The organism is Amorphoplanes digitatis (assembly GCF_014205335.1).
Taxonomy (GTDB): Bacteria; Actinomycetota; Actinomycetes; order Mycobacteriales; family Micromonosporaceae; genus Actinoplanes; species Actinoplanes digitatus.
On the sequence record NZ_JACHNH010000001.1, the window covers coordinates 4,405,231 to 4,424,328 of the forward strand.

Annotated in this window: 20 protein-coding genes and 1 pseudogene; 13 read left to right on the forward strand and 8 right to left on the reverse strand. The window is 72.4% G+C overall.

Annotated elements, in window-relative coordinates:
* Positions 1-57: 57 nt before the first annotated feature.
* The 10 genes from BJ971_RS19250 (at position 58) to BJ971_RS19295 (ending at position 7,726) form a co-directional block, all read left to right on the forward strand.
* Complete coding sequence (locus BJ971_RS19250) at positions 58-681, forward strand: carbonic anhydrase (RefSeq protein WP_184994647.1); 624 nt, start codon at positions 58-60, stop codon at positions 679-681.
* Positions 682-756: 75 nt separating this feature from the next.
* On the forward strand, positions 757-1,608 hold the full coding sequence (locus BJ971_RS19255; RefSeq protein WP_184994648.1) for a hypothetical protein: 852 nt from the start codon (positions 757-759) through the stop codon (positions 1,606-1,608).
* A gap of 232 nt (positions 1,609-1,840) precedes the next feature.
* Positions 1,841-2,395: a GNAT family N-acetyltransferase gene (locus BJ971_RS19260; protein WP_184994649.1), complete on the forward strand. Its 555-nt coding sequence runs from the start codon at positions 1,841-1,843 to the stop codon at positions 2,393-2,395.
* 157 nt (positions 2,396-2,552) lie between these two features.
* Positions 2,553-3,425 (forward strand): acetyltransferase, encoded by an 873-nt coding sequence (locus BJ971_RS19265; protein WP_184994650.1) that lies wholly within the window; start codon positions 2,553-2,555, stop codon positions 3,423-3,425.
* A gap of 11 nt (positions 3,426-3,436) precedes the next feature.
* Positions 3,437-3,877 (forward strand): PaaI family thioesterase, encoded by a 441-nt coding sequence (locus BJ971_RS19270; RefSeq protein WP_184994651.1) that lies wholly within the window; start codon positions 3,437-3,439, stop codon positions 3,875-3,877.
* A gap of 32 nt (positions 3,878-3,909) precedes the next feature.
* A complete protein-coding gene (locus tag BJ971_RS19275) occupies positions 3,910-5,265 on the forward strand; it encodes a serine hydrolase domain-containing protein (RefSeq protein WP_184994652.1) in 1,356 nt (451 codons plus the stop codon).
* Positions 5,266-5,312: 47 nt separating this feature from the next.
* Positions 5,313-5,546, forward strand: coding sequence for a hypothetical protein (locus BJ971_RS19280; RefSeq protein WP_184994653.1), 234 nt, complete (start codon positions 5,313-5,315; stop codon positions 5,544-5,546).
* Entirely contained in the window at positions 5,543-6,016 is a 474-nt protein-coding gene (locus tag BJ971_RS19285; RefSeq protein ID WP_184994654.1) for a Clp protease N-terminal domain-containing protein, read from the forward strand. The genes BJ971_RS19280 and BJ971_RS19285 overlap by 4 nt, the downstream gene beginning before the upstream one ends.
* Entirely contained in the window at positions 6,006-6,881 is an 876-nt protein-coding gene (locus tag BJ971_RS19290) for an ABC transporter ATP-binding protein (RefSeq protein ID WP_184994655.1), read from the forward strand. The genes BJ971_RS19285 and BJ971_RS19290 overlap by 11 nt, the downstream gene beginning before the upstream one ends.
* Positions 6,878-7,726, forward strand: a complete 849-nt coding sequence (locus tag BJ971_RS19295; protein ID WP_184994656.1) for an ABC transporter permease — start codon at positions 6,878-6,880, stop codon at positions 7,724-7,726. The genes BJ971_RS19290 and BJ971_RS19295 overlap by 4 nt, the downstream gene beginning before the upstream one ends.
* A gap of 9 nt (positions 7,727-7,735) precedes the next feature.
* On the opposite strand, the gene BJ971_RS19300 is transcribed toward BJ971_RS19295, so the two are convergent.
* Together BJ971_RS19300 and BJ971_RS19305 are read right to left on the reverse strand one after the other, a co-directional pair.
* Positions 7,736-8,833, reverse strand: coding sequence for a hypothetical protein (locus BJ971_RS19300; protein WP_184994657.1), 1,098 nt, complete (start codon positions 8,831-8,833; stop codon positions 7,736-7,738).
* A 36-nt stretch (positions 8,834-8,869) separates the two neighbouring features.
* On the reverse strand, positions 8,870-9,763 hold the full coding sequence (locus tag BJ971_RS19305; protein WP_184994658.1) for a metallophosphoesterase family protein: 894 nt from the start codon (positions 9,761-9,763) through the stop codon (positions 8,870-8,872).
* Between the two features lie 41 nt (positions 9,764-9,804).
* Between BJ971_RS19305 and BJ971_RS19310 the strand changes: the two genes are divergently transcribed.
* Positions 9,805-10,290: a DUF488 domain-containing protein gene (locus BJ971_RS19310; RefSeq protein WP_184994659.1), complete on the forward strand. Its 486-nt coding sequence runs from the start codon at positions 9,805-9,807 to the stop codon at positions 10,288-10,290.
* On the opposite strand, the gene BJ971_RS19315 is transcribed toward BJ971_RS19310, so the two are convergent.
* From BJ971_RS19315 to BJ971_RS19330, 4 genes are all read right to left on the reverse strand, one after another.
* The gene (locus tag BJ971_RS19315) at positions 10,225-11,508 is read right to left on the reverse strand and encodes a signal peptidase I (RefSeq protein ID WP_184994660.1); all 1,284 of its coding nucleotides are present in this window, start codon (positions 11,506-11,508) and stop codon (positions 10,225-10,227) included. The two genes, BJ971_RS19310 and BJ971_RS19315, sit on opposite strands and share 66 nt — an antisense overlap.
* Positions 11,509-11,542: 34 nt before the next feature.
* Positions 11,543-12,112: a hypothetical protein gene (locus BJ971_RS19320; RefSeq protein WP_184994661.1), complete on the reverse strand. Its 570-nt coding sequence runs from the start codon at positions 12,110-12,112 to the stop codon at positions 11,543-11,545.
* A gap of 121 nt (positions 12,113-12,233) precedes the next feature.
* On the reverse strand, positions 12,234-12,899 hold the full coding sequence (locus BJ971_RS19325) for a response regulator (protein WP_184994662.1): 666 nt from the start codon (positions 12,897-12,899) through the stop codon (positions 12,234-12,236).
* A complete protein-coding gene (locus tag BJ971_RS19330) occupies positions 12,896-14,071 on the reverse strand; it encodes a sensor histidine kinase (protein WP_184994663.1) in 1,176 nt (391 codons plus the stop codon). The genes BJ971_RS19325 and BJ971_RS19330 overlap by 4 nt, the downstream gene beginning before the upstream one ends.
* 111 nt (positions 14,072-14,182) lie before the next feature.
* Here BJ971_RS19330 and BJ971_RS19335 point away from each other — a divergent pair, with 111 nt between their 5' ends.
* Entirely contained in the window at positions 14,183-15,769 is a 1,587-nt protein-coding gene (locus tag BJ971_RS19335; RefSeq protein WP_184994664.1) for a methyl-accepting chemotaxis protein, read from the forward strand.
* Between the two features lie 53 nt (positions 15,770-15,822).
* Here the strand turns inward: BJ971_RS19335 and BJ971_RS19340 are convergent.
* Positions 15,823-16,338, reverse strand: a pseudogene (locus BJ971_RS19340) (DUF2332 family protein); the annotation flags it as partial.
* A 106-nt stretch (positions 16,339-16,444) separates the two neighbouring features.
* Between BJ971_RS19340 and BJ971_RS19345 the strand changes: the two are divergent.
* A complete protein-coding gene (locus BJ971_RS19345) occupies positions 16,445-18,160 on the forward strand; it encodes an LTA synthase family protein (RefSeq protein ID WP_221478806.1) in 1,716 nt (571 codons plus the stop codon).
* Here BJ971_RS19345 and BJ971_RS19350 read toward each other — a convergent pair.
* Positions 18,143-19,087 (reverse strand): helix-turn-helix domain-containing protein, encoded by a 945-nt coding sequence (locus tag BJ971_RS19350; RefSeq protein ID WP_184994665.1) that lies wholly within the window; start codon positions 19,085-19,087, stop codon positions 18,143-18,145. The two genes, BJ971_RS19345 and BJ971_RS19350, sit on opposite strands and share 18 nt — an antisense overlap.
* Positions 19,088-19,098: the final 11 nt, after the last annotated feature.

The window sequence follows — 19,098 nt, forward strand, 5'->3', positions numbered from 1 at the left end:
TGGCCCCAATGCCGCTTGACCACCAGCCCGACACCTTCAGTCGGATAGGTTGATCACATGCCTGATCTCCGTTCATGCACGCCTGCTGAGGCCTATGCCGTGCTGCTGGAAGGCAACGTCCGCTTCGTGCGCGGTGAGCGAGAGCATCCCAACCAGGACGCCGATCGCCGGTCGAAGTCGGCGCCGGGGCAGCGTCCCTTCGCGGTGCTGTTCGGCTGTTCGGACTCGCGGCTTGCCGCGGAAATAATCTTCGATCGAGGACTAGGAGATCTGTTTGTGGTGCGCACCGCCGGCCACGTAGCCGGCGCGGAGGTGCTGGGCAGTATCGAGTACGGGGTCACCGTTCTAGGTGCCCCTCTTGTCGTCGTCCTGGGGCATGACTCCTGCGGCGCCGTCACCGCGGCTGGCGAAGCTGAACGCGGGGGTACTGCCCCGGCGGGCTACCTCGGAGACGTGGTAGAACGCGTGATGCCCAGCGTGCTCGCCGCGCGGGCGAAGGGTCTCACCGACATCAACCAGTTCGTCGACGAACACATCCGGCGCACTGTCGCAGGGCTGGTGGGACGCTCGCTGCTGTTGGCCACTGAGGTGTCCGCCGGCCGGTGTGCGGTCGTCGGCCTCTCCTACCGGCTGGCCGAGGGAACCGTACATCCCGTGGCGCAGCGAGGGCTGCAAGTGTGAACAGCGCAGGCCGATCAGCGCGCCGCCCGCTCCGTTATCACCCTATCAAGCGGTCGTCAATCCTTTAGTGGCTGAATGATCGTCCGGGTGACCTTGCATGACCGATGCGGGAGTGTGTGGGCGGTGAACCGGCTGTCCGGGTCGGAACTGATCGTCGTCATCAGCGACGGCAGCGCCGTGCCCGCCGGGACCGACCTGAACCCCGTACTGTCCGGGCACGCGCGTTGGCTCAAGAGCCTCGGGTTCGATTCGGCAACGGCGCAGCTGAACCCTGACGCCCTAGACGCACCAGCCGGCGCCCTCAGCGTGGTACGCGCTGAAGTGTCCATCGTCTACCTCGTGCACACCCGAGCCGACCGCGCCGAGCAGATCCGCCAGGCCCTCGAGGACGCGGGACACGCCGTGGTCACCGACAACGATCTGCGCGCCGTCGTGACTGCGGCGCGAGTGCTGACAGAACTGCGCCGCACGGGACACCCGATCAACCAGAGCGCTGTGGTGGTCGCTGATACCGACGAGCTGTTCCAGATGGCTCCTCTGTTGATCGCCATCGGCATTCGCAACCTGGTGCTCTGGAAGCAGGCTGACGCAACGGCCCTTCCGCTTGCCCGCATCGCCCAGGACGCCGACATCGTCGTGGACCTGCGTGCCGTGCCAGTCGACGCCCCCCGAACGCCAGGTCAGACGAGCCCGTTGGTGGTCCGGCTACCGGCCCTGGCCGACTGCCTCGCCGTCCTACCGGGACTGCTGGCTGCCATGGTCAACACCCGAACTGCGCGATTGCCCATCGACGTCCTGGCTGCGGTAACCCAAATGCTCGCCACCACGACAGCACCGGGCTCTGCATTGGCAACGCCCGACCCGACGCTGACCGACGGCATCGCCTGGGCAGCCCGACAGGCTCTACGCCACCCGCGCAGCGGGTGAACCCGTGCCGGCACGCCTCGTGGCGGTCGTGGCGGAGCGACAACAACATCCGCGGTCCACCTCCGCGGCGTTCAACAAGATGACTACAACATAACTGTCATTATGGTGTAGCGGGGATTTGTCCGATTTCCAGGCTTGGACCGATTATTGGATTACCGGTAATAGCAATCTAATAATTAGCCAGGTTGGTCGCGTCGGAGCTTGGGGGTGATCGCGGCTAGCATCTGCCGTCATGGCAGACGGGGCAGAGGTTCGGCTGCGGCCGGTGGTGGAGTCGGACCTGGGGATGTTTCGGCGGTTGCTGACCGAGCCGTTCCTGATCGGGCTGGACTGGTCCGGGTTCGAGGACGCGCAGCGGCCGGCCCGCCGGTTCGCCCAGGACGGGTACCTCGGCGAGCAGGACGGCCGGCTCATCCCCGAGGTGCGGGGGCAGGTGTGCGGGCTGTTGAGCTACCGGCGCGGCCTCTACGGCGGCACGGCCACGTACTGGGAGATCGGCATCGTGCTGCTGCCGGAGTGGCGCGGCCGGGGCATCGGCTGGCGGGCGCAGGCGCTGCTGTCGGACTACCTGTTCAGCCACAGCCCGGTGCAGCGGATTCAAGCCGGCACGCACGCCGAGAACACCGCCGAGCAGAAGTCCCTGGTCAAGGCCGGTTTCCAGCTCGAAGGCGTGGTGCGGGCCTGCGAGTTCCGCGCCGGAGCGTGGCGTGACGGGTACCTGTACAGCAGGCTGCGCGACGACCCGGCGCCCGTGGTCACGCCGCTGCCGGATCAGCCGGCGAGCTGATCCACTTCGGATTGCCCCGTGGGCGATCATCGAATAGGTTTCTGGTACGCCGACGAGCCGGAAGGAGGTCAGAACACCATGTCCGATGTTCTGCGCCCCTCCCGCGTACCGGCGTCCTCGCGGGTCTGACGGGCGCTCGCTGCCGAAGGATCACGCCATGACCGACCTGGTCATCCGCCCGCTCGTCGCGGGCGAGGAACACCTGTTCACCTCCATGCCCGACCCGCTGCCCGGCGTGCCCAAGAACGACTACGCCGGCGGGATCGCCGCCGGCGGCTACCGGCCGGAGCGCACCTGGGTCGCCCTGCGCGGCGGCCGGGTGGTCGGCCGCGCCGCCTGGGTCCTGCCGCCGGGGGCGGTCGGGCGCCCGTGGCTGGAGTGGTTCGACCTGACCGTCGAGCCGGAGGTGGGTGCCGCACTGCTGCGGGCCGCGCACGCGGCGCTCGGCGGTCCGACGCTCTACCACGCCGCGGTGCCGCCGACGTGGCGGGACGAGCCGGCGGTCGTGCCGCCGATGGCGGCCGCGCGGCTCGCGGGGCTTGTCGAGCAGGGCGAGCGGGTCCGCTTCGCCTGGACCGGCACGCCGAGGGAGGTCTCGCCGGGCCGGTACACCTTCCGGCCGGCCGCCGACCGGGCGGAGATCGTCACCCTGGTCGCCCGGATCGCCGCGCCGCAGATCCTGACCGGGACGGAGACGGCCCGGGCGGTGGCCGGCGTCGACCTGGGCACCGACCCGCTGGCGTGGCTGTCCGGCCCACCGCGGACCTGGCGGGTCGCGCTGCGCGACGGAGAGCCGGTCGGCCTGGCGGCGGCCGCGGGCGACGCCTGCTACCCGATGATCGCCTATCTCGGTCTTGTCGACCCGGACGCGCTGGACGCCCTGCTGGCCGATGCCGTCGCGGTCCTGCGCGCCGGCGGCGCTGAGGAGGTGGTGGCGGACGCGGACGCGTACCGCACGGGGGTGATCGCCGGGCTGGAACGTGCCGGCTTCCGGCCGGTGCGGGCCAGGATCACCTTCACACCCGCTTGAAGGGGGAGTCAATGGAGGATCAGGCCAGCGCCGAGGTCCGCGAGCGCATCGAGGCCAGCTTCGCGCGGCAGGGCCTGATGCGTCATCTCGGTGCCCGGCTGACACAGATCGCGCCGGGACGCGTGCACATCGCCCTGGACCGCCGGCCGGAGGTGACACAGCAGCACGGCTACATCCACGCCGGTGCCACCGGCGCCATCGCCGACAGCGCCGGCGGCTACGCGGCCCTCACGCTGTTCCCGGCCGACGCCGACGTTCTCACGGTCGAGTACAAGGTCAATCTGCTGGCGCCCGCCGCCGGCGGTCACGTCGAGGCGGTTGGCACCGTCCTGAAGTCCGGCAGGACCCTGACCGTCTGCCGGCTGGAGGTGTTCAGCGTCCAGGACGGGCGCCGGGCGCTCGTGGTCGCGGGCCAGCAGACGCTGTTCCGCATCGCCGCCGACGTCGGCTGATCCGTCAGGGCTTCACGGGTACGGTCGTCGATATGACGCTTCTCCCGGATCTTCAGGAATGGGTCGATGGGGCCGCCCGGCGGCATGGGGTGCCGGGGGCCGCGGTGGCCGTCGGGATGGGGGACCGGCTGGCCGAGGCGGCGACCGGGGTGATCAATCTGGACACCGGGGTGGCGGCCACCACCGACAGCCTGTTCCAGATCGGGTCGGTCACCAAGGTCTGGACGGCCGCCCTGGTGATGCAGCTCGTCGCGGAGGGGCTTGTCGATCTCGACGAGCCGGTCCGGAGGTACCTGCCCGAGTTCGGGGTGCTGGACGCCGCCGCCTCGGCGAGCATCACCGTGCGGCAGCTGCTGTCGCACACCGGCGGGTTCGACGGTGACCTGTTCGAGGACACCGGGCGCGGGGACGACGCGGTGGACAAGCTCGTCGCGTTCATGCGGGGCAACGCCCGGCAGGTCAGCGGGCCGGGTGAGCTGTTCTCGTACTGCAATGCCGGCTATTGCGCGCTCGGTGCACTGGTCGCCAGGCTGCGCGGGCGCACCTGGGAGGCCGCGACACGGGAGTTGCTGATCGAACCGCTCGGTGCGCGGCACATGGCGCTCTACGCCGAGGAGGCCATCATGTTCCGGGCCGCGGTCGGGCACGTCGGCGACCCGCCGCGGGTGTCGCCCCGGCGCCTGCTGCCGCAGTCGAACGCGCCGGCCGGGTCCACGCTGGGCGCGGCGGCGCGCGACCTCGTGCGGTGCGGGCGGATGCTGCTGGCCGACGGCGTGGCGGACGACGGGACGCGGGTGCTGCCCGCGGGGACCTTCGCCGAGATGTGCCGGCCGCAGGTCGCGCTGCCGCGGCTGGGCGGGCGGCACACGACGGCCTGGGGTCTCGGGCTGATGCTCTTCGACTGGGACGGCCGGGCCGTGGTCGGCCACGACGGCGGCATGCCGGGCCAGACCGCGACCTGGCGCGTCGTGCCCGACCGCGGCCTGGTGCTCACCGTCCACACGAACGGCGGCAACGCCGCCGCCTTCGTCGACGAGGTGATGGCGGAGATCCTCTCGTCCGCGGCCGGGATCCGCCTGCCGTCGCGGGTGCTGCCGCCGGATGCCCCGGTGCCGTTCCGGGCGGAGACCTTCGCCGGGACCTACTCCGCACCGAACGTCACCTACGAGGTGAAGGCCCGTGACGGTGGGCTGGAGATCACCGACACCCCGTACGGCCTCTCGGCGCAGTTCGGGGACGGTGGCACGACCGCACGCTACGTGCACGCCGGCGACGGCCGCTTCGTCGGCGTCGAGCTGCACGAGGGGGTGCACCCGCTGATCGCCTTCCTCAAGGACGGGCGCTTCCTCTACAACACGCGCGCCGTGCCCCGCGCCACGGACGGTTAAGCAACCCGGGTTGACTATCTCCGGTTTAAGCAACTACGGTTGCTTACATGTCCGTGGAGATTTCCGCATCTGGAGAGGTCGCCGACCGGCTCGCGGCCGTCGGCGCGCTGCGGCGGCTGGCCGATCGGCTGGAGGATGCCGCCGTCGAGGAGGCCATGCGGTCCGGCTGGGGCTGGCCGCAGGTGGCCGAGGCGCTGGGCGTGACCCGCCAGGCGGTTTACAAGAAGCACGCCAAGCGGCTCATCGCCGCCGGCGTCGCGCTGAGGAGGCGCTCGGGATGAGCAGTTTCGACGATTACCTCCCCGCGATCATCGCAGCGGCCGAGGCGGAGGCGCGCGCCGAGGGCTCGGTCACCGTCGAGGCGCATCACCTGCTGCTCGCGATCGCCCGGGACGGGTCGCCCGCGCTGGCGGCGGCCCGGCTCGATCACGCGGCGGTGCGCGCCGCGCTCGACGACGAGTTCGCGCGGAGCCTGGCCGCGGCGGGGGTGCGCGTCGACGGCGGGATACCGGGGGCGACTCCGCTGCCGGTGGGGTCGCCGCAGCTGGGTGCCACGGCGAAGGCGGCGCTGGAGCGGGGCTTCTCGCAGGCGCAGCGCAAACGCGACTGCCGGCCCGGGCACGTGCTGCTCGGCGTCCTGCTCACCCCGGTCGGCACGGTGCCCCGGGCGCTGGAGTTCGCGGGCGTCGACCGGGCGGGCCTCGCCGAGGACGTACGCCGCGAGATCGCCGGAGGCGGCGATGACCGCTGACGACGTCGTGGTCGACGTGGCCGGCCTGCGGATGCGGTACGGGACGACCGACGCGCTGCACGACGTCACGTTCCAGGCCCGGCGCGGCGAGGTGCTGGCGCTGCTCGGGCCGAACGGTGCCGGCAAGACCACCACGATCGAGATCCTGGAGGGCTTCCGGGCCCGGTCGGCGGGGCGCGTCGAGGTGCTCGGCGCCGACCCGGCGCGGGCCGGCGAGGACTGGCGTGCCCGCGTCGGCGTGGTGCTCCAGTCGTGGCGCGACCACGGCAAGTGGCGGGTCCGCGAGCTGCTGGCGCAGGTCGCCGCCTACTACACCGGGTACACGACGCCCTGGGATCCGGACGAGCTGGCCGCCGCGGTCGGCCTGGCCGGGCAGTCCGACCAGAAGATCCGGACGCTGTCCGGCGGGCAGCGCCGGCGCCTCGACGTCGCCCTGGGCATCGTGGGCCGGCCCGAGGTGCTGTTCCTGGACGAGCCGACCGTCGGCTTCGACCCGGCGGCCCGCCACGACTTCCACGATCTCGTGCGCGGGCTGGCCGCCGAGGGCCGCACCACGATCCTGCTGACCACCCACGACCTCGACGAGGCCGAGCGGCTCGCCGGCCGGATCCTGGTGCTCGATCACGGCCGGATCATCGGCGACGGTACGGCCGAGGAGCTGGCCCGGCGGATCGCCGGGCGCGACGAGGTGCGCTGGTCGCTGCGCGGCGAGCGGTTCAGCGCGCCGACCGACGAGCCGGCGCGGCTGGTCCACCAGCTCTACCGCGACCACGGCGGCGACCTGCACGACCTTGAGGTGCGCCGGGCGTCGCTCGAAGCCACCTACCTGTCCCTCGTGGGACGCGCGGAAGGAGCGCCGCGGTGAGCCCGGTACGAAGCGCGCTGCGGGCCGGCCGCTCGCGCGGCCTGCTCGAGTTGCGGCAGTCGGTCACCAACGGCGGCGACCTGTTCAACCACTTCTTCTGGCCGGTGCTGATGCTGGTCACCCTCTGGTTCCTGCGCGACCGGCCGTTCGGGCACGGCGACATCCCGCTCGGCGCCCTGGTCCTGCCGAGCATCCTGGGCATGAACACGGCAATGGCCATGGTGAGCATGAGTCAGCAGCTGACCGCCGACCGCGAGGACGGCACCCTGCTGCGCGCCAAGGCGACGCCCAACGGGGTGCTCGGCTACCTGACCGGCAAGCTGATCTCGGTCTCCGGCGGCCTGCTCATCGACCTGGCGATCTTCCTGGTGCCGGCGTTGTTCCTGGTACACGGGCTGGCCGCGGACCGGCCCGCCGCCTGGCTCGGCCTGGTGGCGGTGCTGGCGCTGGGCCTGGTGGCCACGCTGCCGGCCGGCGCGGTGCTCGGCTCGGTCTTCACCAGCGCGCGCAGCCAGGGCCTGCTGACCCTGCCGGTCCTCGCGGTGATCGCGATCTCCGGCGTCTTCTACCCGATCACCGTGCTGCCGGGCTGGCTACAGGCCGTGGCGCAGGGCTTCCCGGTCTACTGGCTCGGGCTGGGCATGCGGTCGGCGCTGCTGCCGCCCGGCGCGGTCGCCGTCGAGATCGGCGAGTCCTGGCGGCACCTGGAGACGGTGGCGGTGCTGGGTGCCTGGGCCGTGGCGGGGCTGCTGATCGCCCCGCTCGTGCTGCGCCGGATGGCCCGGCGCGAGTCCGGCTCCAGCGTCGCGGAACGCCGCGACCGGGCACTCCAGCGCGTCCGCTGAGGTGCCCGACTAGGACGCCTTCTTGACGACGACCTTCTTGCCGGCGGCCGTCACCGTGTACGCCACCGACTTCCTCGTCCAGGGGTTTGTGGCGTACACGCGTACGCCGGCGTTGATGTCCTTGATCTGGACCACCGCGGCACCGGCCTGGCCGTTGGCGGCCGCTGCCGCGCGGCGGACCAGGTTGCGCACCGAGGCCACCGCGACCTTGCGGCCCTTGGCGGCCTTGCGGGCGTTCGCGGCGCCGCTTCCGGCGGCGTTGTTCACCAGGTTGCCCATGGAGAGGTACGCGCGGCCGGACCTGAGGGTCTTCGCGTCGATCGTCGACGTGGCGGACGGCATGGAGATCGACTGCGGCCCGTAGGTGTATGCCGTCGAGGTCTCGAAGACCTCGTCCTCCTCGGCGATGCGGTAGTCCCGGCCGGTGACGGTCGAGTCCGCGCCGACGTGCAGCGTCACCTCGCTGTCCTCGTCGGCGACCCGGTAGTCGGCCGAGCCGTCCTCGTGCTCCTCCCGCGTCACCTCGGTCGCGGCGTCGAGGCGATCCACCAGGTCGGTGGCCATGGCCGCCGGGCCCTCTTCGAGGTACTCCGCGAGGTCGACCCGTCCGGCGGTGAAGACGTACGTCACCTCCGGCCTGCCCATCATCGTCAGGACGCTCTTCTGCCAGGCCTCCTCCGGCGGCTGCCAGGTGCCCTTGGCCGCGTCGACCGCCCCGCCGACGTCGATGCCGCCGTCGGCGGTGACGTGCCAGGTCAGCCTGCGGTTGACGGCGTCGACCTGGCTGGTCGCCTCGCCCTCGACCGGCGCGCCGGAAGACGGCGTCGCCACCACACCCTGCACCGTCTTCCAGCCCTGTGCCCCGGCCGCGGCCGAGGCCGTCTCGACGGCCTCCATCGCCGCCGACAGGTCCTCAGGACCGAAGTCCTCGTCCGAAGGGGCGGGGTCGTCGGTGCACGCCTCGTCGCCGAGGTCTTCGTAGCACTGCTCGTTGTCGGTGGGGTCCTCGGCGGTGGTCGCGGCGAAGGCCGCACCGGGCGCGAGCAGCAGGCCGACGGCCACCGAGGCGGTGGCGAGCAGCAGGGTGGGCCGGGTACGAGCGGACATGTGGTGACCTCGGTCTCGTCGCGGGACGTGGCACCGCTAGGAATCGGCGGCGGCCACACCGTGCTGAGCATTCGCCGGCGCCAGCCTGGCGACCGCGGCGCGCACCGCGTCGGCGTCGACCTCGTAGGCCGTCTCGCCGGCGCGCGGGTCCCGGGCGTGCAGCGTGTGCATCACCGGCGCGTGCGGGCCGCGGAGGTCGATCACCGACGCCGACGCGCCCCGGACCCCGCGCAGCGTCCCCGGGGTCGCGGTCAGGTCGATGCGGTCGATCACGCCCGGCGTGACCCAGACCGGCACGGACGCGAGTGTCCCGTACAGCTGAAGGTGGAAGTGCCCGCAGAGGATGAGCCGCACGTCGGTGCCGCCGATCGCGTCGGCCAGGTCGGGCCCGTTGCGCAGCCCGAGGGCCTCCTGGAGCGGCTCGCCCGGAACGACGACGGGCGGGTGGTGGAAGGCCAGGACGGTCCCGTTCGGTGCCGGCTCGGTCAGCACGTCGCGCAGCCAGGCCAGCTGTGCCGCGCCGATCAGCCCGTAGCCGCTGCCCGGCACCAGCGAGTCGAGGGTCACGACGCGGTAGCCGTCGATCACGCTCACCGCCGCCCGGGCGGCGTCCGGCGCGTCGATCCGGTCGGCGGGCCGGTCCCGGCCCTCGGCGTCGAGGTGTCCGGTGCCCAGCACCGCGGTGAACGCCGCCCGCTCGTCGTGGTTGCCGGTGGTGAAGATCGCCGGGATGCCGCGCGGGCGGGCGAAGCCGCCGACGAGTTCCAGGGCCTCCGTGTACGCCCCGGTGGAGCCGTCGTCGGCGATGTCCCCGGTGACCACGACCGCGCTCAGCCCGGCGAGCTCGCGGCAGTCGTGCAGGATGCGGCTCAGGGACTCGCGGGCGCCGGCGCGGCCGAGGTGGGTGTCGGACAGGTGCAGAATCCGCATGCGGGGACGCTACCGGGTGACGAGTGGAAAGGTGATCTCTGATGCTCGCTGTGGTGACGATCGGCGTGTACGGCTTCGACGCCGAGTCCTTCCTGCGCCGGCTGCGCGACGCCGACGTCCGACTTCTGCTCGACGTGCGCCAGCGCCGCGGTGTCCGCGGACCGGAGTACGCCTGGGCCAACTCGGCCCGGCTACAGGCCGCCCTCGCCGAGGCCGGGATCGCCTACCAGCACCACCCCGAGCTCGCACCGACCACCGACCTGCGCCGGATCCAGTACGACGAGGACGACCGCCAGGGCGTCGGCAAGCGCTCGCGCCACGGGCTGGCCGACGGGTACGCCCGCCGCTACACCGCCGAGATTCTCGACAAGGCCGACCTGACCCCGATCGTGTCGGCGCTGCCGGACGGCGGTGCCGCGGCGCTGTTCTGCGTCGAGCGCGACCCGGAGGCCTGCCACCGCTCACTGATCGCCGGGCGGCTGGTCGAGCGGCACGGCCTCGGCGTCGCGCACCTGCGCCCGCGGTGACCGGCCGGCCGGCGGCGGCTGGTAGGACCAGGTGTTCGACGCGTTGGCCGTCGACAGGGTCTGCGGCTCCACCCACTGGTTGCGGACGTCGAACCAGCGGAAGTCCGTGGTCACGGTGCCGGCCAGCGTGTTGTGCTCCGGCGCGTCCAGCGTCAACCTGAAGCGGAATTCCTGCGTCTGCCGCGTGTCGGGGTTCCAGTTGAGATTGATGGGTGCCCACCGGCCGTGGTTGTTGTTCAGGTCGGCGACGGTGCCGTCGTAGACGGTGGTGGCCGACGAGCCGTCGACGCGTTCGATCATGATGTGCAGCCACTTCGCCACGTCCGTGCCCGAGCCGGTGTAGGACGGGTTGGCCGTGTACAGGCGCAGGTCGGGCTGGTAGGAGCCGGGCGCCGGGTCGTAGGTCACCGAGATGGTGCGGGTCAGGGTCTGCGCGCCGGGCACCGAGAACGTCGGGTCGTCGGAGGTGAACAGCGGGCCCGTCGCGTCGGCCACCAGAGGTCCGGACGGCGCCCGGTCGCCCGTGGCGAACGTGTTGGCGGCGTTCACGACGGTGGCGGTGTACGCGGCCGCGGAGCGGTCCACGGTGGCCGGGGTGATGAAGGCGGCCGCCGCGGCGAGCGAGACGGCCAGCGTGAGGACCGCGTTGCGACTGAATCCGGGCAGGTGCGACTGGCTGGCCGGTTGCACGGCGGCGATCAGGCCGGCGAAGCCGATGACGGTCAGCGCGAGCGGTACGACGTCGTGCTGCTTGGCCCACATGAAGGACATGCCGACCCAGGGCACCATGAGGAAGGCGCGGCCCTGTACGGCGTCGCGGCGCACCCCGAGCAGGTCGGGGGTGGGGTTGGCGTCGCCCTGGGTGATGTAGGTGCCGTCGGGGTTGGTCCCGACGATGCGGTGGGTCAGCAGGGTTCCGGGTTTGGCCGGGTTGTCGACGGTGACGACCCGGCCGAGGAGTTCGGTGCTCTTGTCGACGTCCTTGGTGACGACGATGTCGCCGGTGCGGATGCGCGGGGACATCGACCCGGACGTGATGATCGTGGCGTTGAAGCCGAACGGGACGAGCACCACCGCCCACATGGCGAGCGTGGTCAGTGCCCACAGCATCGCGCGGGCCGTCGCGATCCGCAGTGCCTCGGGCCAGCTGGGGTCCTCCGGCCAGCTGAGCCCCGTGCGGGGACGGCGCTGACCGGCGGGTGCGGTCATGGTCGTCATCACGGGGCTCCTTCCTTCGGCGTGGTGGGTGCGGTTACTGGGCGGTGGCGGTGAACGCGAATCCGACACCGTTGAGCGTCGCGTCGTACCTGGTGGTGCCGGCGGCCAGCTTCACCGTGATGAGGTACTTCTGCGACTGGGTGGTGGCGCTGCCCGTGGCGTCCCACAGGGCCGGCACGGACAGCGCGCTCAGCGCCTGGTCGGTGCCGACGACGGTGCTCGTGGAGACGTTCTTGACGGTGACGAGCAGGTCGTCGGCCAGCCCGCCGGCGCTCGCGCCGGTGGCGGTCAGCGCGACGCGGGCGTCGTTCTTGCCGGTGTAGTTGACGGTGATCTCGTTGGAGATCGTGTCGCCGGGCTTGAGGACGCCGTCGGCCGCCTTGCCGTTGAGGTGCGCGTTGGCGGTGTCGAACAGGGGCAGCGTCGCCAGGGCCGAGTTCGCGCCGTCCTTGAGCTGCAGGGCGACACTGTCGTGGGTGGCGAACGAGTTGCCGGCGTTGGTCTGGGTGTCGGTGAACGCGGCACTGGAGAACCCGAGAACCACGGCGGCCGACGCGGTCAGGCCGACGGGCGCCGCGGCCCACCTGAGTAGGTTCTTGTTCATGATTCGCTCTCCTTCCGGGAGGCCCGGTTCCTTTGTGAGGAACACACGTATAGCGTCGTCTTTTCCCTGATTTGCGGCATCGGCCCCGGGATGGCATCCGGCGTACTCCGCCGGGAGTACCTCACGCGCCGGGGTGCACCAGGCCCGCCTCGTAGGCGAGCATCACGAGCTGCGCCCGGTCGCGCGCGCCGAGCTTGGTGAAGATGTGGCTCACGTGCGTCTTCGCCGTCAGCGGGCTGATCACCAGTTCGGCCGCCAGCTCCTCGTTGCTGCGCCCCCGGGCCACCAGCGTCAGCACCTCGCGCTCGCGGTCGGTGAGCTGGTCCAGTTCCGCCACGGCCGGGCCGCTCGGCGCCGGCTCGGTCACGAACTTCTCGATGAGCATGCTCGTCACCCGCGGCGACAGCAGGCTCTCGCCCGCCGCGACGGTGCGCACCGCGGCCAGCAGGTCGGCCGGGCGGGTGTCCTTGAGCAGGAAGCCGCTCGCGCCGGCCCGCAGCGCGTTGAACACGTACTCGTCGTAGCCGAACGTGGTCAGGATGAGCACCCGCACCGCGGCCAGCTCCGGCTCGGCGCAGATCCGCCGGGTGGCCTCGATGCCGTCCATCGTGGGCATCTGGATGTCCATGAGCACCACGTCCGGCCGCAGCCGGGCGGCCGCCGCGACGGCGGCCGCGCCGTCCTGGGCCTCGCCCGCGGTGGACATGTCGGCCGCGCTGTCGATCAGCACCCGGAAGCCGGCCCGGATCAGTTCCTGGTCGTCGGCGATCAGCACGCGCAGCGTCACGGCGCGACCCCCGTCGGCATCGTCGCGGTCACCCGGAAGCCGCCCTCGCGCGGCGGTACGGCGGTCAGCGAGCCGCCCAGCGCGGCCAGTCGTTCGCGCATCCCGGCGATGCCGTGCCCGGCTGCGGCGCCCGCCCGTACGGCGGCGGGGTCGACCGGGTCGCCGTCGTTGGTGATCTCCAGCCGGACCTGCTCCGGCCGGAACTCGACGTGGACGGTGACCCGGGTCAGGTGCCGGGCGTGGCGCACGGCGTTGGTCAGGCACTCCTGGGTCAGCCGGTAGAGCGTCCGGTCGACGGCGGCCGGTAGTCCGCCGGGGTCGCCGGTGACCTCCAGCTCGACGGGCAGCCCGCCGGCTCGGGTGCGGTCGACCAGGCTCCGCAGGCTCTCGTCGGGCCCGCTCGCCGGCCCGGCCGGCTCGTCGCCGCGCAGCAGCCCCAGCGTCGTGCGGATCTCGTTGAGCGCGGCCGTGCTGGCCTCGTGGATGTGCTCCAGCGCGAAGCGGACCGCGCCGGGGTCGCTGTCGAGGACGTGCGTGGCCACCCCGGACTGCACGCTGATCATGGTGAGGCTGTGGCCGACGGTGTCGTGCAGTTCCCGGGCGATGCGCAGCCGCTCCTCCGTGATCATCTGGCGGCCGGCCCGGCGCCGCTCGGCGCGCTCCGCCTCCGCCTTGGCCGCCGCGCTCGCGATGAACAGGTGGTGGCTCTGTGCGACCGACCCGAAGGCACCGGCGGTCATGGTCCAGCTCACCCACGCCCAGAGAGGCACCACCGGGTTCGGGAAGGTCGAGTAGCGCAGCGACAGCAGAGTCCCGCAGGCGGCGGTAACCAGGGTGATGCAGAACGCCTCCCAGGTCCGGCGGCGGCGGCCGACGTAGAACACGGCCACGAGCACCGGGAGGCCCGCCGGCCAGACCGGGTGCCCGGTGGCCATGGCGACCGCGCCGGCGGCGAACGCCACGCACAGCCCGGCACGCGGCCAGCGGATAGCCGCGGTGCCGCCGGCCGCGAGCACGGCCGCGAGCACCGCGTCCGCGAAGCCCGGATATCCGCCGGCCGCCTGCCACCAGTTGATCATCGTGGTGGAATAGAGGCCGCAGCCCGTTGTCAGGTTCGCCGCGGGCCAGAACCAGTTGGGCAGCGTCCGCGCGCGAGACGCCAGCTCGAACATGTGCTCAACGTACGGCCGCGCGGACCTCGCGGCTCAGGCCTCGGACCACTGTTGCCGATGAGTGTGGTGAGGGCTCTGAGCAGCCGGAAGCTTTGACGGGGGGATGGTTCTGTGCGTTGGCTGAGTGACCTGCCGCTGCGCGTGAAGGTGTACGCGGCGGTGCTGGCGGCGGTGCTGGCCGCCGTGGTGGTCGGCGTCGTCGGCCTGCAGAAGCTGTCGGCGACGGCGGACGCGGCCGAGTACCTGTACAGCCAGAACCTGGTGCCGATCTCGCAGCTGGGCACGGTGCAGCAGGGCGTGCAGCGCTCCTGGGTGGCGGTGCTGGACGCGCAGGGCAGCCGGACCGCGAGCGCGATGGCCGCGCAGAAGGCGGCGATGGCCAAGGCGGACGCCCAGGCGGACCAGACCTTCGCCGAGTACGCCGCCTCGGACATGACCGGCCGCGAGGACCTGGCCGAGCGGTACCGCACCTCGCTGGCGCAGCTGCGCAAGGTGCGCGACGAGAAGCTGCTGCCGATGGCGCTCGCCGGCGACATGGCGGGCTTCGGGCAGGCGCGCGACTCCACCGCCGCCCCGGCGCTGCAGGCCACCGAGGAGGCCCTGGACGGGCTGGTCGCGATCGAGAAGGAGATCGCGGATCAGAAGCGGGCCGAGACCACGGACGCGTACCACGCCGCCCGCAATCAGATGATCATCGTGTTGGTGCTCGGGGTGCTGCTGTCGTTCGCCATCGCGTACCTGGTGGTCCGCGGGATCATGCGCACCCTGACGGCGGTGGGCCGGGTCAGCGGCGCCCTGGCCGAGGGCGACCTGACCGTGCGCGCCGCGGTGACCGGGCGCGACGAGCTGGGCCGGATGGCCACGGAGCTGGACACCGGCATCACCACGGTGCGCCACAGCATGGACCGCATGTCACAGGTCGCGGTCACGCTGTCGGCGGCGTCGGAGGAGCTTTCCGCGGTCAGCACCCAGCTGCTGGCCGGGGCCGCCGAGGCGGCGCAGCGGGCCGCGGCGGCCACCGCCGCGACCGACGAGACCAACCTCGGCGTGCAGACGATCGCGGCCGGCGCGGAGGAGATGACCGCGTCGATCGCCGAGATCGCCTCCAACGCCGCGCAGGCCGCGCAGGTGTCGCAGCACGGCACGTCGGTCGCGGAGCGCACGACCGGGGAGGTCGCGGAGCTGGGCACCGCGAGCGCGGAGATCGGTGACGTGGTGCGGCTGATCACCTCGATCGCCGAGCAGACGAACCTGCTCGCGCTCAACGCCACCATCGAGGCGGCCAGGGCGGGCGAGCTCGGCAAGGGCTTCGCGGTCGTCGCCGGCGAGGTCAAGGACCTGGCACAGCAGACCGCGAAGGCCACCGAGGAGATCACCGCCCGCATCGGCGCGATCCAGGCCTCCAGCGGCACCGCCGGGCACGCGATCAGTCAGATCACCGACGTGATCCGCCAGCTCGGCGACTACACCACCACGATCGCGTCGGCGGTGGAGGAGCAGACCGCCACCACCGCGGAGATGAGCCGGTCGGTGAGCGACGCCGCGACCAGCAGTGGCGAGGTGGCCCGTACCGTCTCCGGGGTTGCCGAGATCGCGTCCTCGACCGCCGAGGGTGCCAAGAGCACCCAGCAGGCCGCCGCCGACCTGGCGAACATGGCCACCGAGCTGACCGGTCTGGTCAACGGCTTCCGCCACTGACGAGCACCGACGGGCCGGGCGCTCAGCCGAACCAGGCGAGGCGCTCGCCGTGCGAGCGGGTTCAGGTCCAGGCCGGCCCGCCACACCACCTCCGGTATGCGCGCCGGCGGCGTCAGCCCGGTCGCCTCGCACTCCAGCAGCGGCCCGCCGTTGCCGAGCCGGTGGTCGCCGTAGCGGTAGGCGTACCGGTCGGGGTAGAGGCACAGCCCGGCGGAGGCGCCGACCTCCAGCAGCGCGAGGGGCCCGGGCAGCGCGGCGAGCACCGGCAGCAGCGCCGTGCAGCGCCCGGCCTCGTTGGTCTGTGTCGCCCGGGACCGGATCTGTGGCGCGATCGCCGCCCAGTTCGCCACCACGAAGTCGTGGAACGCGGCCGGGTCCTCGACCGGCCCGCCGAGGAAACGGACCACGCCGAACAGCAGGTTCGGCTGCTGTTTCGCCGGGGGCAGGGTGGCGATCAGCGCGAGCAGCTCCGGGTCGGCGGACACGGCGAGGGCCAGCCGCTCGTACGCCGGTGACTCTCCGCGGGCCTCGCGGGTGCCGAAGTCGGCGTAGCTCTGCGCGATCGTCATGTGTCGCCTCCGGATGTGGATCGATGGCCGCTCGTAGGCGCGTGCTACTCATGGTGAGTACAGTCCGACCGTCTCCTCGGACTCCAGCATCGTAAGGATCGTCGGGTTGTCGTACTTCAAGCGCTTTCGCCGTACCCCGGCCGAGGGTGCCGGCGCAGGTCGCGGGCGCCGCGTCGCCGCCTGGGTGATCACCGTGCTCGCGGCGGTCCTGGTCTACCTCGCCCTGGTCGTGCCGGACCAGATCACCCGGCTGCCGGCCGGTTCGTCGATTCCCGCCGCGTTCGTCCGCATCCCGATCGAGGGAATCGTCGCGTTCGCGGTGCTGCTGTTGCTGCCGGCCCGGGCCCGGGGGATCGTCGCCGGGGTGGCGGGCGCGGTGCTCGGCCTGCTGACCGTGATCAAGATCATCGACATGGGCTTCTTCAACTTCCTGTCCCGGGCGTTCAACCCGGTGCTGGACTGGCCGCTGTTCGTCGACGGCTACCGCTTCGTCCGGGACACGGTCGGCATGGCCGGCGCGGTCGGCGCGATCGTCGGCGCGGTGCTGCTGGCCGTGGCGGTGCCGGTGCTGATGACCCTGGCCGTGCGCCGGCTGGCGCGGGTCTCGGCCGCGCACCGGGCCGCCTCCGAGCGCGGCATCGCCGTGGTCGCGACGGCGTGGCTGGCCACGGTCTTCCTCGGCACCTCGTTCGTGCCCGGGGTGTACGTGGCCTCCGACAGCGCGGCCGACCTGGCCCGCGACAACGTGCTGAAGGTGCCCGCGGCGATCGAGGACCGCCGTGCCTTCGCCGCCGAGGCCCGCGACGACGCGTTCCGCGAGCTGCCCGGCGACCAGCTGCTGACGGGGCTGCGCGGCAAGGACGTGGTGTTCACCTTCATCGAGAGCTACGGGCGTTCGGCGATCGAGGACCCGAAGCTGTCGCAGCGTGTCGACGCGGCGCTGGCCGACGGCGACCGCCGGCTGTCCGCCGCCGGCTTCTCCGCCCGCAGCGGCTTCCTGACCTCGCCGACCTCGGGCGGCGGCAGCTGGCTGGCGCACGCGACGTTCCAGTCCGGCGTGTGGATCGACAACGAGCAGCGCTACCGAAGCCTGGTCTCGGGCGACCGGATGACGTTGACCAGCGCGTTCGGCAAGTCCGACGCCTGGCAGACCGTCGGCGTCGAGCCCGGGGTGACCTTCGCCTGGCCGGAGGGCCGGTTCTACGGCTTCGACCGGGTCTACGACTCGATGACGCTGGGCTATCACGGGCCGTCGTTCAGCTGGGCCACGATGCCGGACCAGTTCACCCTCAAGTCGTTCGCCGACCGGGAGTACACGCGGCCGGGCCGGGGCCCGCTGATGGCCGAGCTCACGTTCGTGTCGAGCCACACCCCGTGGGCGCCGATCCCCGCGCTGGTCGGCTGGGACGAGGTCGGCGACGGCTCGATCTACACGCAGCAGCAGAAGAGCGCGCAGAAGCCGGGCGAGGTCTGGAAGGACGCCGACCGGGTACGCGCCGAGTACGCCAAGTCCGTGAAGTACTCGATCGACAGCCTGATCTCCTGGGTGCAGGAGTACGGCGACGACAACCTGGTCCTGGTCTTCCTCGGCGACCACCAGCCCGCCCCGATCGTGGTCGGCGCCACCGCGAGCCACGACGTGCCGATCTCGATCGTCACCCGCGACCGCAAGGTGCTCGACCGGGTCGCCGGCTGGGGCTGGAGCGACGGGATCCGGCCGGCACCGCAGGCGCCGGTGTGGCCGATGAACGCCTTCCGCGACCGGTTCCTGACCGCGTTCGGCCCGCAGCAGAACCAGGCCCTGTCACCGCCGCGGCGCTGACCGCGCGCGGAACGTGCGCCGGTAGGTGTCCGGGGGCACGCCGACCGTGCGGTGGAAGTGCCGGCGCAGCGTGGCGGCGGTGCCCATGCCGGTGGCCGCGGCGATCGCGTCGACGCTGTCGTCGGTGGTCTCCAGCAGCTCCTGCGCGTGGCGGATCCGCTGGGTGAGCAGCCACCGCAGCGGGGTGGTGCCGGTGACCGCGCGGAAGTGGCGGCCCAGGTTGCGTGAGCTCATCCGCGCCTGGCGGGCCAGGTCCTGCACGGTCAGCGGCTGGTCGAGCCGTCCGATCACCCAGGGGAGCAGCGCGGCGAGCGGGTGGTGGTCCGGCGCGGGCACCGGGGTGGTCACGAACTGCGCCTGCCCGCCGTCGCGGTGCGGCGGCACCACCAGGCGGCGGGCGAGCGTGTTGGCGATCGACGCGCCGTGGTCGAGGCGGACCAGGTGCAGGCACAGGTCCATGGCGGCGGCCTTGCCGGCGGAGGTGAGCACGCTGCCGTCGTCGACGTAGAGGACGTCCGGGTCGACGGTGACCCGGGGATGGCGCGCGGCCAGGTCGTGGGTGTGCGCCCAGTGGGTGGTGGCGCGGCGGCCGTCCAGCAGGCCCGCGGCGGCCAGCACGAACGCGCCGGTGCAGAGCGACGCCACACGCGCGCCGGCCCGATGCGCCGCGCGCACCGCGTCGACCAGGTCGGCCGGCGGAGAGACGTCGACGTCGGCCCAGCCCGGGACGATCACGGTGTCGGCGTGCGCGAGCCGGTCGAGCCCGTGCCCGGGCTCGATCCGGAACGCTCCGAGCCGCACCGGGCCCGGCCCGCAGACCGACAGGGTGTACCACGGGTCCGCCGCGGCGGACCCGAAGACCTCGCAGGCCAGGGCCAGCTCGAACGGCAACATCCCGTCGGTGACGGCCAGCGCGACAGAGCTCATGTCCGAAACTG

Coding starts and splice junctions, on each gene's coding strand:
- BJ971_RS19290 (WP_184994655.1), top strand. CDS start 6,006: ATGACCGCTGACGACGTCGTGGTCGACGTGGCCGGCCTGCGGATGCGG.
- BJ971_RS19270 (WP_184994651.1), top strand. CDS start 3,437: ATGGAGGATCAGGCCAGCGCCGAGGTCCGCGAGCGCATCGAGGCCAGC.
- BJ971_RS19310 (WP_184994659.1), top strand. CDS start 9,805: ATGCTCGCTGTGGTGACGATCGGCGTGTACGGCTTCGACGCCGAGTCC.
- BJ971_RS19350 (WP_184994665.1), bottom strand. CDS start 19,087: ATGAGCTCTGTCGCGCTGGCCGTCACCGACGGGATGTTGCCGTTCGAG.
- BJ971_RS19255 (WP_184994648.1), top strand. CDS start 757: ATGATCGTCCGGGTGACCTTGCATGACCGATGCGGGAGTGTGTGGGCG.
- BJ971_RS19265 (WP_184994650.1), top strand. CDS start 2,553: ATGACCGACCTGGTCATCCGCCCGCTCGTCGCGGGCGAGGAACACCTG.
- BJ971_RS19320 (WP_184994661.1), bottom strand. CDS start 12,112: ATGAACAAGAACCTACTCAGGTGGGCCGCGGCGCCCGTCGGCCTGACC.
- BJ971_RS19275 (WP_184994652.1), top strand. CDS start 3,910: ATGACGCTTCTCCCGGATCTTCAGGAATGGGTCGATGGGGCCGCCCGG.
- BJ971_RS19330 (WP_184994663.1), bottom strand. CDS start 14,071: ATGTTCGAGCTGGCGTCTCGCGCGCGGACGCTGCCCAACTGGTTCTGG.
- BJ971_RS19260 (WP_184994649.1), top strand. CDS start 1,841: ATGGCAGACGGGGCAGAGGTTCGGCTGCGGCCGGTGGTGGAGTCGGAC.
- BJ971_RS19300 (WP_184994657.1), bottom strand. CDS start 8,833: ATGTCCGCTCGTACCCGGCCCACCCTGCTGCTCGCCACCGCCTCGGTG.
- BJ971_RS19285 (WP_184994654.1), top strand. CDS start 5,543: ATGAGCAGTTTCGACGATTACCTCCCCGCGATCATCGCAGCGGCCGAG.
- BJ971_RS19280 (WP_184994653.1), top strand. CDS start 5,313: ATGTCCGTGGAGATTTCCGCATCTGGAGAGGTCGCCGACCGGCTCGCG.
- BJ971_RS19315 (WP_184994660.1), bottom strand. CDS start 11,508: ATGACGACCATGACCGCACCCGCCGGTCAGCGCCGTCCCCGCACGGGG.
- BJ971_RS19305 (WP_184994658.1), bottom strand. CDS start 9,763: ATGCGGATTCTGCACCTGTCCGACACCCACCTCGGCCGCGCCGGCGCC.
- BJ971_RS19250 (WP_184994647.1), top strand. CDS start 58: ATGCCTGATCTCCGTTCATGCACGCCTGCTGAGGCCTATGCCGTGCTG.